Raw genomic sequence first — 15,674 nt, forward strand, 5'->3', positions numbered from 1 at the left:
CGCCGTGGGTGAGGCGCGTCGACTCGCGGACACCCGGCGCCGGCATGCGCACGTGCTCATCGCCGTCGCCGCGGGCGGGGCGGCGGGCGCCTGCGCCCGGTACGCGGCGGCGTTGCTGTGGCCGACCGGCGCGGCGGCGTTCCCCTGGACCACGCTGTGCGTGAACGCGGTGGGATGTCTGATCATCGGCGCGTTCATGGTGGCGGTCACCGAGGTGTGGGCCGCACCCCCGTTGCTGCGCCCGTTCTTCGGCACCGGGGTCCTCGGCGGCTTCACGACCTTCTCCACATACTGTGCCGACATCGAGCGCCTGGTGCGCGAAGGCCGGGCCGGCGTCGCCCTGACGTACCTGGCGCTGACCGTGGTGGCGGCGATGGCCGCCGTGACGATCGGCGTGGTCGGCGCCCGCACACTCGTCCAGGTGATGAGGGGATCAAGATGAGACTCAAGGGTCGCGCGCTACATCTGACGATCTTCGTCGATGACACCGACACGTGGCATCACAGGCCTCTGTTCACGGAGATCGTGCACCGTGCCCACCGGGCCGGGCTGGCCGGGGCGACCGTGTTCCGCGGCGTGGAGGGGTTCGGGGCGGGTTCGGTCGTCCATACGACACGGCTGCTGTCCATGGCCGACGACCTGCCGGCGGTGGTCGTCATCGTCGACGACGCGGACCGGATCCGCGCCTTCCTGTCGGAGCTGGAGGAGTTGCCCATCGAGGGCCTCGTCGTCGTTCAGGAGGTCGAAGTGATCCACTACGAGGGCCGCAAGGCCGACAACCCATGAGGTTCCTGCTCGTCGCACTCGGCGGCGCCGTCGGCGCCCCCTTGCGGTACCTCACGGACCGGATGGTCCAGGCCCGCCACGACACCACCTTCCCCTGGGGCACCTTCGCCGCCAATGCCGGCGGGTCGATGATCCTGGGCGTGTTGACCGGTGCGGCGCTCTCCGGGGCCGCCTCGCAGGATGTGCAGCTCCTCCTGGGTACCGGCCTGTGCGGTGCTCTGACCACGTACTCCACGTTCTCCTACGAGACTCTGCGGCTGGCCGAGGCCGGGTCGCGCTTCTTCGCGGCGGTCAACGTGGTCGCCTCGGTCATCGCCGGACTCGGTGCCGTCTTCGTCGGCCTGGCCCTCGCGCAGGCCGTGTTCGGATAGCCGGCCGTGCTCGCGTCGGCGGCCGCCGTACGCCCCGGGCGCCCGAACTCCCGCCGCCGGACCGATGAAAGCAGCCGCATGCCTATCCAGTAGCCCTTTGTCGCACGGTCGGCGGGGATTGAAGCACCGACAGTCGCTCGACTAAAATTGCAACTTCCTCGGTGTCAGGCTCCGTTTACCGGTTCAGCGGCCTCACCGACGGAGGACGACCATGGCAAAGATTCTTGCGGTGCTCTATCCCGATCCCGTGGGCGGTTACCCCCCGGACTACGCCCGCGACGAAATTCCCAGCATCACCGGCTATCCGGGCGGACAGACCGCACCGACCCCGCAGGCCATCGATTTCACCCCGGGACAGCTCCTCGGCTGTGTCTCGGGCGAACTGGGACTGCGCGGTTTTCTGGAGGACCGAGGCCACACCTATGTCGTGACCAGCGACAAGGAAGGGCCCGACTCCACCCTGGACCGCGAGCTGGCCGACGCCGACGTGGTGATCTCGCAGCCCTTCTGGCCCGCCTATCTGACCCCCGAGCGGATCGCCGCGGCTCCCCGGCTCAAACTCTCGATCACCGCGGGCATCGGCTCGGACCACGTCGACCTGCCGAGCGCCATCGACCACGGCATGACGGTGGCGGAGGTGACGTTCAGCAACAGCATCAGCGTGTCCGAACACGCGGTCATGCAGATCCTCACCCTGGTGCACGACTACATGCCGGCCCACGAGTGGGTGACCGCCAAGAAGGGCTGGAACATCGCCGACAGCGTCTCCCGCTCCTACGACATCGAGGGCATGGACGTCGGCGTCCTCGGCGCCGGCCGTATCGGCCAGGCCGTGCTGCGCCGCCTCAAGCCGTTCGCCGTCCGCCTGCACTACCACGACGTGCACCGGCTGCCCGAGGAGGTCGAGCGGGAACTCGGGCTGACCTGGCATCCCGACGTGCGCTCGCTGGCCTCCGCGGTCGACGTGCTCTCGATCCACGCTCCGCTGCATCCGGGGACGCGGAACCTCTTCGACGAGGACATGATCGGCGCCATGAAGCGGGGTGCGTACATCGTCAACACCGCACGTGCGCTCATCGTCGACCGGGACGCCGTGGTGCGGGCTCTCGAGAGCGGGCAACTGGCCGGTTACGCCGGTGACGTCTGGTATCCGCAGCCGCCACCGCCGGACCACCCGTGGCGCACCATGCCGCACGAGGCGATGACGCCCCACGTGTCCGGCTCGACCCTCTCCGCACAGGCCCGCTACTCGGCCGGTGCCCGGGAGATCCTGGAGTGCTGGCTCGACGGCCGCCCCATCCGCTCGGAGTACCTGATCGTCGAGGGCGGCGGGCTCGCCGGAACGGGAGCGCGCTCCTACACCGTCGCCGGATAACGAATAACGCCACCGGACCCAGCGGCAGTAAATCAGCAGAAGATCCCTGAAGAAGATCCGGCGGAGATCCACTGGAGATCCCACAGAGATCCACCGGATGAATTCCCCTCGCGCCTGTGAGCGGATTCACCCCATAGCCCCTGGACTGGTCCACCCCATACCCTTAGCGTCCTTAAATAGATTGTTTTTCCCATATGCGTAGGAACCGGCGCCGCGCATACTGTCTTGCACACACGACCAAGGGTGCACGCCGGAAAGTGGAAGGTGGATCAGTGAGCAGCATGGACGCCGTATGGGTTCGGGGCGTGAATGGCATTCAGTTGCATCACGTGACCGATCTTCAGGATGCCGGCAGGTTTCTGGGCAACGCCGCGATGGCGCTGCGGGCCGCGCACGTGAGGACCGGCACCGACCACTTCTCCGGCATCGCCGCCGAGCTCAAGAGCCTGACGGAGCGCGTGCGCGAGCTCGAGGACGAGGCACGGTCGAAGATGCACGACCTGCACTCCACCGATCCCGAGCGGTTCGCCCGTTGCCGGGACGGCCACGAGCCGTGGCCCGGCGAGATCCCGGCGGGGTTCATTCCGCGCCACACCTGCAAGGACGAGTGCCTGTACCACGACCACGACGTCCTGGACGCCCTCATGCAGTGCACCTGCGGCCGGCCGCCGTGCCAGGCCTGCGAGATCGGCGGGAAGCTCTGACGGAGACGGGCGGAAAGCTCTGACGCAGACGACGGGCGGGCACCGGTGATCGGTGCCCGCCCGTCCACGTGTGGGCGTACGGCGCTCGGGCCGGTTTCACGCTCTCCTGGGGCTGCGCCGAGGAGGCGGCGGAACTCGCCGCCCGGCTCGCCGCCCAGGACCCACTCCCGTGGCCGGCCCCCCTACCCGTACTCGGGCTGCTACAGCCCCTACAGCCCCACGATCTTGTTCCAGCGCTGCGCGTACTCCACCCGCTCCGCGGACGTGATGTCGCGGGCGATGGCGAGGCGCCCTCGCATGGTGTCGTCCGGGAAGATCAGTGGGTTGTCGGCGAGGGCGGCCGTGTCCTTGTCCTTGGAGGCGGCCAGGACGTCCCTGGCGGCGGGGACGGGGCAGACGTAGTTGACCCAGGCGGCGAGCTTCGCGGCGGTCTCGGGGGCGTAGTAGTAGTCGATCAGGCGCTCGGCGTTGGCCTTGTGGCGGGCGCGGTCGGGGATCATGAGGGAGTCCGACCACAGCTCGGCGCCCTCCTCGGGGACGACGAAGCGGATGTCGGGGTTGTCCGCCTGGAGCTGGATGACGTCGCCGGAGTAGGCCTGGCAGGCGAGGACGTCGCCGCTGACCAGGTCCTTGGTGTAGTCGTTGCCGGTGAAGCGGCGGATCTGGCCCCGGTGGATCTCCTTCTCCACCTGGTCGCAGACGTGGTGGAAGTCGTCCGCCGTCCACTTGGTGATGTCGACGCCGTTGCCCTGCATCAGCAGCGCGAACGACTCGTCGAGGCCGGACAGGAGGGTGACCCGGCCCTTGAGGTCGTCGGCCCAGAGGTCGGAGACGTGCCGGATCTCGCGGCCCAGCTTGCGGCGGTTGTAGGCGATACCGGTGATGCCCGACTGCCAGGGAACCGTGTGCAGGCGGCCCGGGTCGAAGGCGGGCGAACGGAGCAGCGGGTCGAGGTACTTCGCCACGTTCGGCTGGTGGGCCCGGTCCATCCGCTGCACCCAGCCGAGGCGCACGAACCGCGCGCACATCCAGTCGCTGATGACGATCAGGTCGCGGCCGGTGGACTGGTGGTTCATCAGGGCGGGGCTGATCTTGCCGAAGAACTCGTCGTTGTCGTTGATCTCCTCGGCGTAGTCGACGGAGATCCCGGTGCTCTCGCGGAACGCGTCCAGCGTGGGCCGCTTGTTGGGGTTGTCGTCGTCGGTGTCGATGTACAGCGGCCAGTTCGCCCAGGTCAGCTTCTTGTCGGTGGCGGACTCGTCGCGTACGGCCCGGTCGGCGGGCTTCACGTAGGCCGCGGGCACCCCGCAGCCGGCCAGAGCGCCGAGGGCGGCGGTGCCGCCGAGCGCACGCAGCAGGGAACGGCGGGACACGGGACGCGGAAGCGAGGATGTCTGGGGCACCAACGAAGGATGCCGCGCCGCCGCACGCAGCGACAATCGACGCTGCGTCAAGCACGCCGAGTGGGACCCGACACCTTGTCGATCACAGCCGCACAGTACGGAGAACCCTCGCGCGGCACGAAGAAGCGGCCCCGGACGGGGAGGTGAACCCGTCCGGGGCCGCACATTCGGGGCCGGCTCACGCCGACCGCCCGGAGCCGGGAAGGCCCGGCTCCTTTGACTCCTACGAGTCCAGCGACGTCATCACGTGCTTGATCCGCGTGTAGTCCTCGAACCCGTACGCCGACAGGTCCTTGCCGTAGCCGGACTTCTTGAAGCCGCCGTGGGGCATCTCGGCGACCAGCGGGATGTGGGTGTTGATCCACACGCAGCCGAAGTCCAGCTTCTTGGACATGCGCATCGCGCGGCCGTGGTCCTTGGTCCACACGGAGGACGCGAGGGCGTACTCGACGCCGTTGGCCCACTCGACGACCTGGTCCTCGTCGGTGAAGGACTGGACGGTGATGACCGGGCCGAAGACCTCGTTCTGGATGATCTCGTCGTCCTGGTGCAGGCCGGAGACGACCGTCGCCGCGTAGAAGTAGCCCTTGTCGCCGACCTGGTGACCGCCGGCCTCGACCTTGGCGTGGGCGGGCAGCCGGTCGATGAAGCCGGACACCTGCTTGAGCTGGTTCGGGTTGTTCAGCGGGCCGAAGGCGACGTCCTCGTCGTCGGGCTGACCCGTCTTCGTCTCCGCCGCGGCCTTCGCGAGCGCCGCCACGAACTCGTCGTGGATGGACTCGTGGACCAGGACGCGGGTCGCGGCCGTGCAGTCCTGGCCGGCGTTGAAGTAGCCGGCGCCCGCGATGCCCTCGACGGCCGTGGCGATGTCGGCGTCCTCGAAGACGACGACCGGCGCCTTGCCGCCCAGCTCCAGGTGGACCCGCTTGACGTCCTTGGAGGCGGACTCGGCGACCGAGATGCCCGCGCGGACCGAGCCGGTGATGGAGGCCATCGCCGGCGTCGGGTGCTCGACCATCTGGCGGCCGGCCTCACGGTCGCCGCAGATGACGTTGAAGACACCCTTGGGGAGGATCGAGCCGATGATGTCGGCGATCAGGACCGTCGAGGCGGGGGTCGTGTCCGAGGGCTTCAGGACGACCGTGTTGCCCGCGGCGATGGCCGGGGCGAACTTCCACACGGCCATCATCATCGGGTAGTTCCACGGCGCGACCTGGGCGCAGACGCCGACCGGCTCGCGGCGGATGATCGAGGTCAGGCCGTCCATGTACTCGCCGGCCGAGCGGCCCTCGAGCATACGGGCGGCGCCCGCGAAGAAGCGGATCTGGTCGACCATCGGCGGGATCTCCTCGTCCCGCGTGAGCCCGGCCGGCTTGCCGGTGTTCTCCACCTCGGCCGCGATGAGTTCCTCGGCGCGCTCCTCGAACGCGTCCGCGATCTTCAGGAGGGCCTTCTGCCGCTCGGCGGGGGTCGCGTCGCGCCAGGCCGGGAAGGCCGCGGCGGCGGCCGCCATCGCGGCGTCGACGTCCGCCTGCCCGGACAGCGGCGCGGTCGCGTACGCCTCACCCGTCGCGGGGTTGACCACCTCGGTGGTCCGTCCGTCGGCGGCGTCCCGGAACTCACCGTCGATGTAGTTGCGCAGACGACGCAGCTCGGTGCTCACTGCCGGCCTCCTGATCTGTTCGAGGGTTCGATCTCTGCAGCGTGTGCGGCCCGTGTGGCCGTCCAGTCGCTGAGACACCCCAACACTAGTCGGCCGACCCACGTTTTCAACACCCCTGACGCCACTACTTCTGCGAAATCCGCAAGCTTCGGAGCCTGAAACAACGAATTTCATCGCTCGGGCCTTGCGAAACTGTCGAGGTCTCGTGCACAGTGAGGTCGTGGCCAGTCGAAGCGCAGACCAGAGGGACTCGTCCCGCGAGTCCAGGAGCGGCACTCCTACGTTGGATGCCGTCTCCCTCGCCATCATTCAGCAGCTCCAGGAGGACGGCCGTCGGCCGTACGCCGCGATCGGCAAGGCCGTCGGCCTGTCGGAGGCGGCCGTGCGCCAGCGCGTCCAGAAGCTGCTGGACCAGGGCGTGATGCAGATCGTCGCCGTCACGGACCCGCTCACCGTGGGCTTCCGCAGGCAGGCGATGGTCGGGATCAACGTCGAGGGCGATGTCGAGTCGATCGCGGACGCGCTGACCGGCATGTCGGAAGTCGAGTACGTGGTGATGGCCGCGGGCTCGTTCGACATCCTCGCGGAGATCGTGTGCGAGGACGACGACCACCTGCTGGACGTCATCAACAAACGCATCCGGGCGCTGCCCGGCGTGCGCTCCACCGAGAGCTTCGTGTACCTGAAGCTGAAGAAGCAGACCTACATGTGGGGAACCCGATAACCGTGACCCAGAAGGACCTCAGCCGCACCGCGTACGACCACCTGTGGATGCACTTCACCCGCATGTCCTCGTACGAGAACTCCCCCGTCCCGACCATCGTCCGGGGCGAGGGCACCTACATCTACGACGACAAGGGCAAGCGCTACCTCGACGGTCTCGCGGGCCTCTTCGTGGTCCAGGCCGGTCACGGCCGCACGGAACTCGCCGAGACCGCCTTCAAGCAGGCCCAGGAGCTCGCCTTCTTCCCGGTGTGGTCCTACGCCCACCCGAAGGCCGTCGAGCTGGCCGAGCGCCTCGCGGACTACGCCCCGGGCGACCTGAACAAGGTCTTCTTCACCACCGGCGGTGGTGAGGCCGTGGAGACCGCCTGGAAGCTCGCCAAGCAGTACTTCAAGCTGCAGGGCAAGCCGACCAAGTACAAGGTCATCTCCCGCGCGGTCGCCTACCACGGCACCCCGCAGGGCGCCCTGTCCATCACCGGCCTGCCGGGCCTGAAGGCCCCGTTCGAGCCGCTGGTGCCGGGTGCGCACAAGGTGCCGAACACCAACATCTACCGCGCCCCGATCTTCGGTGACGACCCGGAGGCCTTCGGCCGCTGGGCCGCCGACCAGATCGAGCAGCAGATCCTGTTCGAGGGCCCCGAGACCGTCGCCGCGGTCTTCCTCGAGCCCGTGCAGAACGCCGGCGGCTGCTTCCCGCCCCCGCCCGGCTACTTCCAGCGCGTGCGCGAGATCTGCGACCAGTACGACGTCCTGCTCGTGTCGGACGAGACCATCTGCGCCTTCGGCCGCCTGGGCACGATGTTCGCCTGTGACAAGTTCGGCTACGTCCCGGACATGATCACCTGCGCCAAGGGCATGACCTCGGGCTACTCCCCGATCGGCGCCTGCATCGTCTCCGACCGCCTGGCCGAGCCGTTCTACAAGGGCGACAACACCTTCCTGCACGGCTACACCTTCGGTGGCCACCCGGTGTCCGCCGCGGTGGGCATCGCCAACCTCGACCTGTTCGAGCGCGAGGGCCTCAACCAGCACGTGCTGGACAACGAGGGCGCCTTCCTGCAGACCCTGGAGAAGCTGCACGACCTGCCGATCGTCGGCGACGTCCGCGGCAACGGCTTCTTCTACGGCATCGAGCTGGTCAAGGACAAGGCCACCAAGGAGTCGTTCAACGACGAGGAGACCGAGCGCGTCCTGTACGGCTTCCTCTCCAAGGCGCTCTACGACAACGGCCTCTACTGCCGTGCCGACGACCGCGGCGACCCGGTCATCCAGCTCGCCCCGCCGCTGATCTCCAACCAGGAGACCTTCGACGAGATCGAGCAGATCCTGCGCTCCACCCTCACGGAGGCGTGGACGAAGCTCTGATCATCCGGCTGGATGATCGGCACCGGCCCCGGCGCCCTCCGTTCGAGTGAGAACGGAGGCCCGGGGCCGTGTGCTGTCCGGCCTCGTGTCCGGCTCCTGCCTAGCGTGCCAGTGACCGATCAGCCCAGCCTTCGTTCCCCCATACGAGGGACGAGGCACGGGAAAAACGGATCAGAACCGAGGTGTACGCCATGGAGGCCCCGCCGGACAACGACGTGCTCTGGGCACGCTCCCTGCACTACAGACACCCCGACGGCTCGCCCGGGATCACCGGGGTCTCGCTCGGTGTGCAGCAGGGCGAGATCCTCGCCGTCAGCGGGCCGCGCGGCAGCGGCAAAACGACTCTGCTGCGTTGCCTGTCCGGTCTCGCCCGGACGCAGCGCGGCGAGGTCTGGTTCAACAGCTCGCCCGTGCACACCCTGGGCCCGATGGCCCGTGAGCGGCTGCGCCGCGACCGGTTCGGCTGGATCGACCCGGCCCCCGCGCTCGTACCGGAACTGAACGTCTGGGAGAACGCCGCGCTCCCCCTGATGCTGCGCGGCACCAGCCGCCGCCGCGCCAAGGTCGCCGCCCTGGAGTGGCTGGAGCGCCTGGACGTCGGCGACCGCTCCCGCAAGCGCCCGCACGAGCTGCTGCACGCGGAGCGCCAGCGCGTGGCCATCGCCCGCGCCCTCGCCACCGGGCCCACGGTGCTGTTCGCCGACGAGCCGACGGCCCCGCTGCACCGCGCCGACCGCGGGCACGTGCTGCGCACGCTCACCACGGCCGCCCGCTCGCACGGCATCACCGTCGTCCTCGCCACGCACGACGCCGACACCGCCGCCCTCGCCGACCGCGCGATCGCGATGCTGGACGGGCGGCGCGTGAACACCGTGCACCTGCCGGAGGTTCCCGAGACGGAGGGCCGGGCCGCGTGCTCGCTCTCCGCCTGACCCGTGCCCGGCCCGCCGTGCAGCTGCGCCGCCTGCTGGTGGCCGGGGCCTCGGCGGGCACCGGCTTCCTCCTGCTCGGCACCCTCGGCTACGCCATGGGCCACCCCCAGACGCCGGGCGCGGCGGTGCTGCGCCTGGCCTGGTGCGTGGTCCCGATCGCCGCCACGGTGTACCTGGCGCTCGCGGTGGCCCGCACGGACCCCGGCACCCGGCCCCGCCCCGGGCTCTCCGCCGTGGGGCTCGGCCCCGGCCGCCTGATGGCGATCTCGTGTCTGACCACGGCGCTGGCCTGCGCCCTGGGCTCGACGCTCGCCCTGCTGGTCTTCCTGCACCTGCGCGGCGACCTGGACGGCATGCCCTTCGACGGCGCGGCCGCCCAGCTCCTCGCCTCCGAGCAGTCCCTCCCGGTCGCGGCGACCCTGACCCTGCTGGCCCTGGTCCCGATGGCCGCCTCGGCGGCCGTGGCGCTCTCCCTGCGTCCGAGGGACCCGCGCCCGGCGGTCAGGGGGGCGCGGGGATTCGGCCGCTTCGGGTCGTACGGTCGCACGTCGGGGCGCGACACGTTCGGGTCGTACGGCAGGTTCGGGGCTCGGTGGTACACGGTCGTACGGCAGAAGTCGGCCACGTCCCGGACGACGGCCGGGGCCGGCACCGACCCGGAACCCGATCCCCAGGACGGCGCTGTCGGTGACGGCGGCGACGAGGCCCCCGGCACCGGCGCCCCTGAGGCGGTCGTCGACTGGTCCGGCGTTCTCCCGGCCCCCGCGCCGGCGCGCGAGGTACCGGCGGGGCTCCCCTGGGGCATCGCCCTGCTCGCCGCCGGGCTCGCCGTGCAGGCCTACGCCGGCCGCTCCACCCCGACGCCCGAGCTCACCGACCTTCCCGTCGAGGCGGTCGCGGTGCTGGCCGGCTGGATCGTCACCGCATTCGGACTGGTCCTGGCCGCGCCGGGGCTCACGTACCTGTGCGGGCGGCTCCTTCAGTCGGCCGCCCCGGGTGCGCTCAGGCTGCTGGCGGGCCGGGTGCTCATGGCGGAGGCGGCGCGCATCGGCCGCCCGCTGGGCGTGGTCTGCGCGGTGGCCTCCGCCACCTTCGCCATGACCGCCCGGTACGACGGCTTCACCCCCTCCTTCGGGCCGCTGACCACACTCGGTCTGCTGGTGGTCTCCGGCTGCACGCTGGCGACCCTGCTGACGGCCGCCGTCGAGGCCCGCCAGTCGCGCGCCGACACCACCGCCGCCCTTCTGCGCCTGGGCGCCCCGGCCACGATGCTGCGCAGCGCCGCCGCCCTCCGCGCGGGCGCCCTGCTCGCCCTCTTCGTCCCGCTCACGCTGGTGATCGCGAACCTGGCCGTGCTCGCGCGCTGAAGTTGTCCGAAAAAAATTTTGCGGGCCGCCGATGATTTTCACGGCGGCCCGGCGTCTATCCAAGCGAACGACGACAAGCGCACGGACCACAGGGAGTGACCCTCGATGTACCAGCAGATGATCTTCGTGAACCTGCTCACCAACGACGTCGCCGCCACGAAGAAGTTCTTCACCGAGCTGGGCTACACGATCAACCCGCAGTTCAGCAACGACGACTGTGCGTGTGTCCAGATCAGCGACACCATCGTCGCGATGCTCATGACGAAGCAGCACTGGTCCCAGTTCACGCAGAAGGAGCTGGTCGACTCCACGAAGGCGAGCGAGGTGCTCCTGTGCCTGAGCGCCGAGAGCCGCGAGAAGGTGGACGAGCTCGTGGACAAGGCGCTCGCGGCCGGCGGCACCGTGCACAGCGAGCCCCAGGACCACGGCTTCATGTACGGCCGCTCGTTCGACGACCTCGACGGCCACACCTGGGAGGTCATGTGGATGGACCCGGCCGCGGTCCAGGCCCAGGGCTGAGCCCCAAACGTCCCGGCGGCTAACAAAAGAGTAAAGTCAACGGCCCTAGGTGGCATATGCGTTGACAGTTCTTACAGAGCGCTTATAAACCTGTGAGCCTCTTGGGGGAGTTGGGGCCCCGTCTCTCATCCGGCGCCCCAGCTGCCCCTCAACCCCCCGCAGTTATGCACTCTGTAAAGGACAAACGTTGTCCATATCTCGTCGTGGCGCACGTCGTTCCGTGCGCGTTCTTGGTGTTGCCTCCGCTTCCGCCGCACTGGCCCTCGGGGTCGCCGGCCAGGCGCTCGCATGCAACATCAGTGAGTTCTCCGCCGAGGCCAAGTGCGACGGTGACAAGGGCGTCATCGTCGTCTTGGACAAGGACCCCTCCGGCACGCCGGCGGTCATCACCGTGTTCCGCAAGAGCGTGGCCGGTGTCGAGACGCAGGTCGGTCAGCCGCAGGAGGTCAAGGGATCTACCGAGGGCGTCCCGGTCACCTTCTCCGAGGACTGGCAGCCGAACGCGACGTACCGCGTTCACGTCAAGGCCGGCAACGCTGTCGACGAGGACATCAAGCAGGACAAGCAGGACCTGGTGACCCCGTCCACGGCCTGCAAGAAGGAGGAGTCCCCGACTCCGACTCCGCCGGCCACCCCGTCGCCGCAGCCGTCGAAGAGCACCCCGGCCCCGACCCCGTCGGCGTCCGAGAGCACCCCCGCCCCGGCCGCCACGCCCGGCGACAACGCTCCGTCCCCGGCGACCGGTGACTCGAACCTCGCCGAGACCGGTGCGAACTCCAACACCGGCCTCGTCGCCGGTGTCGCGGGCGCGCTGGTCGTCGTCGGCGGTGGCGCGGTCTTCTTCGGCATGCGCCGTCGTGGGGCGAAGAACGGCGGCTGACGCCGTACTTCGCGACACCGCTCGGTAAACGCTGCGGCCCGTCCCCGTATCCCCGGGGGACGGGCCGCAGTTGTGTTCGTCGGGAGCCGGGACCGCCCGCGGCCGTGGTCAGCCGAAGCTGGAGTGCTCCAGCCAGAACTCCAGCACCTCGCGCTCGCCCAGCACTTCGAGGCCGGGGGCGTCCAGCGGCAGCCGCCGGTAGAAGGCGAGCAGGACCGAGGTGAGCGGGCCGCGCAGGGCGACGGTGGCCTTCTCGTGGCCGCGGCGCCAGCCGAGGCCCTCCTCCCCCAGCTCGATGATCCACTCGGCGTTCAACTCCGGGGCGGCGTCGGTGGGGTGCAGATGGATGCTGCGGCCGGGGCCCCGCAGCTCCTCCGCCTGCGGAAGGGCGCCGGTGCGCTGGGCCCACTCCATGAGCTCGAGCCATTCGTCCACCGTGTCGGCAGCGATCTCGGGCGCCACCTCGTAGGGCACGCCGGCCGTGAGCGCGGCGTCGGCGCGGTGCACGGTGATCTCATGCGTCATGCGCCGGGCCCAGAAGGCGGTGTCGGGGTTCCCCGACCAGGACCACACCTCGGTGTCGGGGCCGGCCTCGCGCAGCGCGGCGACGACCCGTTCCCCGGTCTCCGCCAGCCACGCGTCCAGGGCCTTCGCGTCGCCCCGTTGCTCCGGTCCGCCGCCGCCCGGCACCCGCTCGGGCGGGATGTTCTCCTGCGCCCGGTTCTCCACGATCGCGGTCACCCAGCGCAGAGCGCCGCCCGTGTGGCGTACGAGCTTCTCCAGGGACCAGTCCGGGCAGGTCGGCACGGTGGCGGCGAGATCCGTGCCGGAGGTCACGATGTCCCTCAACCGGCCTACCTGTAGGGCGATTTCATCGCAGTAGCGGTCGTGCGTGAGCAAGGTCATGTCCTCACCCTAGGGGCATGACGATCACCCGAGCACGACGATCTCGGCCGCGTCGAACGTGACGCCCGCCTCGGCTCCGGCCTCCGGCGCGTCCCGGAGCGCGCAGGCCGCCTCCAGGAGCGGGCCGCCGTCCCGGGGCCGCAGGCGGACGGCGACATGGGTGCCCCGGAAGGTGCGGGCGGTCACCGTGCAGGGCAGGCCCTCGTCGGCGGCCACGAGCCGTACCCCGGCGGGCCGGACCAGCAGCGGCCGGCTGCCCCGGGGCGAGCCGTCGGGCACGGGCAGCTTGCCCCACGGGGTGTCCGCCGCCCCGTCCGCGACGGTCGCCGGGACCACGTTGTCGAAGCCGAGGAAGCGGGCCACGAACTCGTCCGCGGGCCGTTGCCAGACCTCCAGCGGCGTCCCGGACTGGGCGATACGGCCGTCCCGCATCACCACCACCCGGTCGGCCAGCGCGAAGGCCTCGCCCTGGTCGTGCGTGACGGCGAGCACGGTCGTCCCCAACCGGCCGAACAGTTCACGGAGTTCGACCACCAACCGCTCCCGCAGCGAGCGGTCCAGCTGACCGAGGGGCTCGTCGAGCATCAGCAGCCGGGGCCGGGGTGCCAGCGCCCGCGCGAGGGCCACCCGCTGCTGCTCGCCCCCGGACAGCGCGGCCACGGCCCGCCCGGCGGCGCCGGGCAGCCCGACCAGCTCCAGCAACTTCCCGACCTCGGCTTCCCGTTCGCCCTTCGGCACCCCGTGCATCCGCAGCCCGAACGCCACGTTGCCGCCGACGTCCCGCTGCGGGAAGAGCTGATGGTCCTGGAACATCAGCCCGACGCCCCGCCGGTGCGCGGGCACGCCCGCCTGGTCGCGGCCGTCGAGCAACACCCGTCCGAAGTCCAGCTGTTGGAGGCCGGCCACGGCCCTGAGCAGGGTGGACTTCCCGCTGCCGCTGGGCCCGAGCACGCACACCACCTCGTGCTCGGCGACGTCCAGGCCGACGGCGTCGAGCACGGGCCGTCCGCCGAAGCGCACGGTCGCGGCGTCGAGGCTCAGCAGCATCAGAACTCCCCCGTCCGGTCCGTGCGCAGCCGCTCCAGCACGAGCAGCGCCGCGGCGCACACCACCATCAGAATGGTCGAAAGGGCCATTGCCTGGCCGTAGTTGAGGTCGCCGGGACGGCTCAGCAGCCGGGCCACGGCGACCGGGAGCGTCGGGTTGTCGGGCCGGGCGATGAACACGGTGGCCCCGAACTCGCCGAGGGACACGGCGAAGGCGAACCCGGCGGCGACCAGCAACGCCCGCCGCACCAGCGGCAGATCGACCTCCCGCCACACCCGCCAGGGCGAGGCCCCGAGCACGGCCGCCGCCTCCCGCAGCCGTCCGTCCACCGCGCGCAGCACGGGCAGCATGGTCCGTACGACGAAGGGGGCGCCCACCAGCGCCTGTGCGAGCGGGACGAGGATCCAGGACTGCCTGAGGTCCAGCGGCGGCTTGTCCAGCGCGATCAGGAAGCCGAAGCCGACGGTCACGGCGGACACGCCGAGCGGCAGCATCAGCAGCGCGTCGAAGCCGCGCACCAGCCGTCCCGCGTCCCGGCGGGCCAGCGCGGCGGCGGCGAGGCCTCCGATCAGCACGGCGATGGCGGTGGCGGCGACGGCGTACTCCAGGGACGTCCACACGGCGTGCAGCGGCGCCACCAGGAAGGTGCCGCCGTCGGAGTCGGTCAGCGCCCGGTAGTAGCCGAGGCCGGGCGCGTCGAGGGAGCGCCGCACGAGCACGGCGAGCGGAAGCACCAGCAGCAGCGCGATCGTGACGAGGACCCCGGCGAGCAGTGTCCACTGCCCGGCGCCGCGCGGCCGGCGGGCGGTGACGGAGGCGTCCACCAGGCGCAGGGCGCTCTCCCGCCGCCGTACCGTCCAGGCGTGCACGGCGAGGATCGCGCCGACCGCGACGAACTGGACGAGGGTGAGGACCGCGGCCGTGGAGAGGTCGAACATCTCGGAGGTCTGCCGGTAGATCTCCACTTCGAGGGTGGAGAAGGTGGGCCCGCCGAGGATCTGGACCACGCCGAAGGAGGTGAAGGTGAACAGGAACACCATCAGCGCGGCGGCGCCCACGGCCGGGGCGAGGGCCGGGAGGGTGACCTTCCGCCAGGCCGTCAGCGGGGCGGCGCCCAGCATCCGGGCGGCCTGCTCCTGCCGGGGGTCGAGCTGCGCCCACAGCCCGCCGACCGTGCGGACGACGACCGCGTAGTTGAAGAAGACGTGCGCCAGCAGGATCGCCCACACCGTGGTGTCCAGGCGTACGCCCCACACTTCGTCCAGCAGCCCGTTGTTTCCGACCAGCGCCAGGAAGGCGGTGCCGACGACCACGGTCGGCAGCACGAACGGCACCGTGACCACGGCCCGCAGCAGTTGCTTGCCCGGGAAGTCGAGCCGGGCGAAGACGTAGGCGGCGGGCAGCGCGAGCAGCAGGGTGAGCGCGGTGGAGGCGAGCGCCTGCCAGGCGGTGAACCACAGCACGTGCCGGATGTCGGGCTGCGTGACGACGTCCGCGATCCGCCCGAACCGCCAGATGCCGTCCGCCTTCAGCCCGCGTGTGACGATCGCGGTGACGGGCCAGGCGAAGAACACGGCGAAGAACGCGACGGGCAGGGCCATGAGCCCCAGCCGCGCCGCGCTCCCGCGCC

At 70.6% G+C, this 15,674-nt stretch carries 16 protein-coding genes; 11 read left to right on the forward strand and 5 right to left on the reverse strand.

The features are described 5' to 3' along the window. Window positions 1-4 precede the first annotated feature (4 nt). The 5 genes from crcB (ACWD5D_RS21025) (at window position 5) to ACWD5D_RS21045 (ending at window position 3,236) form a co-directional block, all read left to right on the forward strand. Window positions 5-442: a fluoride efflux transporter CrcB gene (gene crcB / locus ACWD5D_RS21025; RefSeq protein ID WP_451374247.1), complete on the forward strand. Its 438-nt coding sequence runs from the start codon at window positions 5-7 to the stop codon at window positions 440-442. Further along, complete coding sequence (locus ACWD5D_RS21030; RefSeq protein WP_451374248.1) at window positions 439-786, forward strand: DUF190 domain-containing protein; 348 nt, start codon at window positions 439-441, stop codon at window positions 784-786. Before crcB (ACWD5D_RS21025) ends, ACWD5D_RS21030 begins: the two co-directional genes overlap by 4 nt. Next, entirely contained in the window at window positions 783-1,157 is a 375-nt protein-coding gene (gene crcB, locus ACWD5D_RS21035) for a fluoride efflux transporter CrcB (protein WP_451374249.1), read from the forward strand. Before ACWD5D_RS21030 ends, crcB (ACWD5D_RS21035) begins: the two co-directional genes overlap by 4 nt. Before the next feature lie 211 nt (window positions 1,158-1,368). Further along, window positions 1,369-2,532 (forward strand): NAD-dependent formate dehydrogenase, encoded by a 1,164-nt coding sequence (locus tag ACWD5D_RS21040; protein WP_451374250.1) that lies wholly within the window; start codon window positions 1,369-1,371, stop codon window positions 2,530-2,532. Window positions 2,533-2,813: 281 nt separating this feature from the next. After that, a complete protein-coding gene (locus tag ACWD5D_RS21045) occupies window positions 2,814-3,236 on the forward strand; it encodes a hypothetical protein (RefSeq protein WP_451374343.1) in 423 nt (140 codons plus the stop codon). A gap of 209 nt (window positions 3,237-3,445) precedes the next feature. Here the strand turns inward: ACWD5D_RS21045 and ACWD5D_RS21050 are convergent, their stop codons facing one another. Then, window positions 3,446-4,639, reverse strand: a complete 1,194-nt coding sequence (locus ACWD5D_RS21050) for an ABC transporter substrate-binding protein (protein WP_451374251.1) — start codon at window positions 4,637-4,639, stop codon at window positions 3,446-3,448. A gap of 223 nt (window positions 4,640-4,862) precedes the next feature. Beyond that, the gene (locus ACWD5D_RS21055; RefSeq protein WP_451374252.1) at window positions 4,863-6,302 is read right to left on the reverse strand and encodes a gamma-aminobutyraldehyde dehydrogenase; all 1,440 of its coding nucleotides are present in this window, start codon (window positions 6,300-6,302) and stop codon (window positions 4,863-4,865) included. Between the two features lie 205 nt (window positions 6,303-6,507). Between ACWD5D_RS21055 and ACWD5D_RS21060 the strand changes: the two genes are divergently transcribed. The 6 genes from ACWD5D_RS21060 (at window position 6,508) to ACWD5D_RS21085 (ending at window position 12,091) form a co-directional block, all read left to right on the forward strand. Continuing rightward, window positions 6,508-7,026 carry an Lrp/AsnC family transcriptional regulator gene (locus ACWD5D_RS21060; RefSeq protein ID WP_451374253.1) on the forward strand — a complete coding sequence of 173 codons (519 nt, stop codon included), beginning with the start codon at window positions 6,508-6,510 and terminating at the stop codon, window positions 7,024-7,026. Then, on the forward strand, window positions 7,011-8,393 hold the full coding sequence (locus ACWD5D_RS21065; RefSeq protein WP_451374254.1) for an aspartate aminotransferase family protein: 1,383 nt from the start codon (window positions 7,011-7,013) through the stop codon (window positions 8,391-8,393). Before ACWD5D_RS21060 ends, ACWD5D_RS21065 begins: the two co-directional genes overlap by 16 nt. Before the next feature lie 191 nt (window positions 8,394-8,584). Continuing rightward, window positions 8,585-9,325: an ABC transporter ATP-binding protein gene (locus ACWD5D_RS21070; protein ID WP_451374255.1), complete on the forward strand. Its 741-nt coding sequence runs from the start codon at window positions 8,585-8,587 to the stop codon at window positions 9,323-9,325. Further along, window positions 9,307-10,692 (forward strand): hypothetical protein, encoded by a 1,386-nt coding sequence (locus ACWD5D_RS21075; RefSeq protein ID WP_451374256.1) that lies wholly within the window; start codon window positions 9,307-9,309, stop codon window positions 10,690-10,692. The genes ACWD5D_RS21070 and ACWD5D_RS21075 overlap by 19 nt, the downstream gene beginning before the upstream one ends. A gap of 105 nt (window positions 10,693-10,797) precedes the next feature. After that, window positions 10,798-11,211, forward strand: a complete 414-nt coding sequence (locus ACWD5D_RS21080) for a VOC family protein (RefSeq protein WP_451374257.1) — start codon at window positions 10,798-10,800, stop codon at window positions 11,209-11,211. Window positions 11,212-11,398: 187 nt separating this feature from the next. Then, entirely contained in the window at window positions 11,399-12,091 is a 693-nt protein-coding gene (locus tag ACWD5D_RS21085; RefSeq protein ID WP_451374258.1) for an LAETG motif-containing sortase-dependent surface protein, read from the forward strand. A gap of 108 nt (window positions 12,092-12,199) precedes the next feature. On the opposite strand, the gene ACWD5D_RS21090 is transcribed toward ACWD5D_RS21085, so the two are convergent. From ACWD5D_RS21090 to ACWD5D_RS21100, 3 genes are read right to left on the reverse strand one after another with little or no spacing between them, the layout of a single operon-like run. Next, window positions 12,200-12,997 carry a maleylpyruvate isomerase family mycothiol-dependent enzyme gene (locus ACWD5D_RS21090; RefSeq protein ID WP_451374259.1) on the reverse strand — a complete coding sequence of 266 codons (798 nt, stop codon included), beginning with the start codon at window positions 12,995-12,997 and terminating at the stop codon, window positions 12,200-12,202. Window positions 12,998-13,021: 24 nt separating this feature from the next. Then, complete coding sequence (locus ACWD5D_RS21095; RefSeq protein ID WP_451374260.1) at window positions 13,022-14,044, reverse strand: ABC transporter ATP-binding protein; 1,023 nt, start codon at window positions 14,042-14,044, stop codon at window positions 13,022-13,024. Next, window positions 14,044-15,645, reverse strand: coding sequence for an ABC transporter permease (locus ACWD5D_RS21100; protein ID WP_451374261.1), 1,602 nt, complete (start codon window positions 15,643-15,645; stop codon window positions 14,044-14,046). Before ACWD5D_RS21100 ends, ACWD5D_RS21095 begins: the two co-directional genes overlap by 1 nt. Window positions 15,646-15,674 lie beyond the last annotated feature (29 nt).

The organism is Streptomyces sp. NPDC002520, assembly GCF_053595235.1.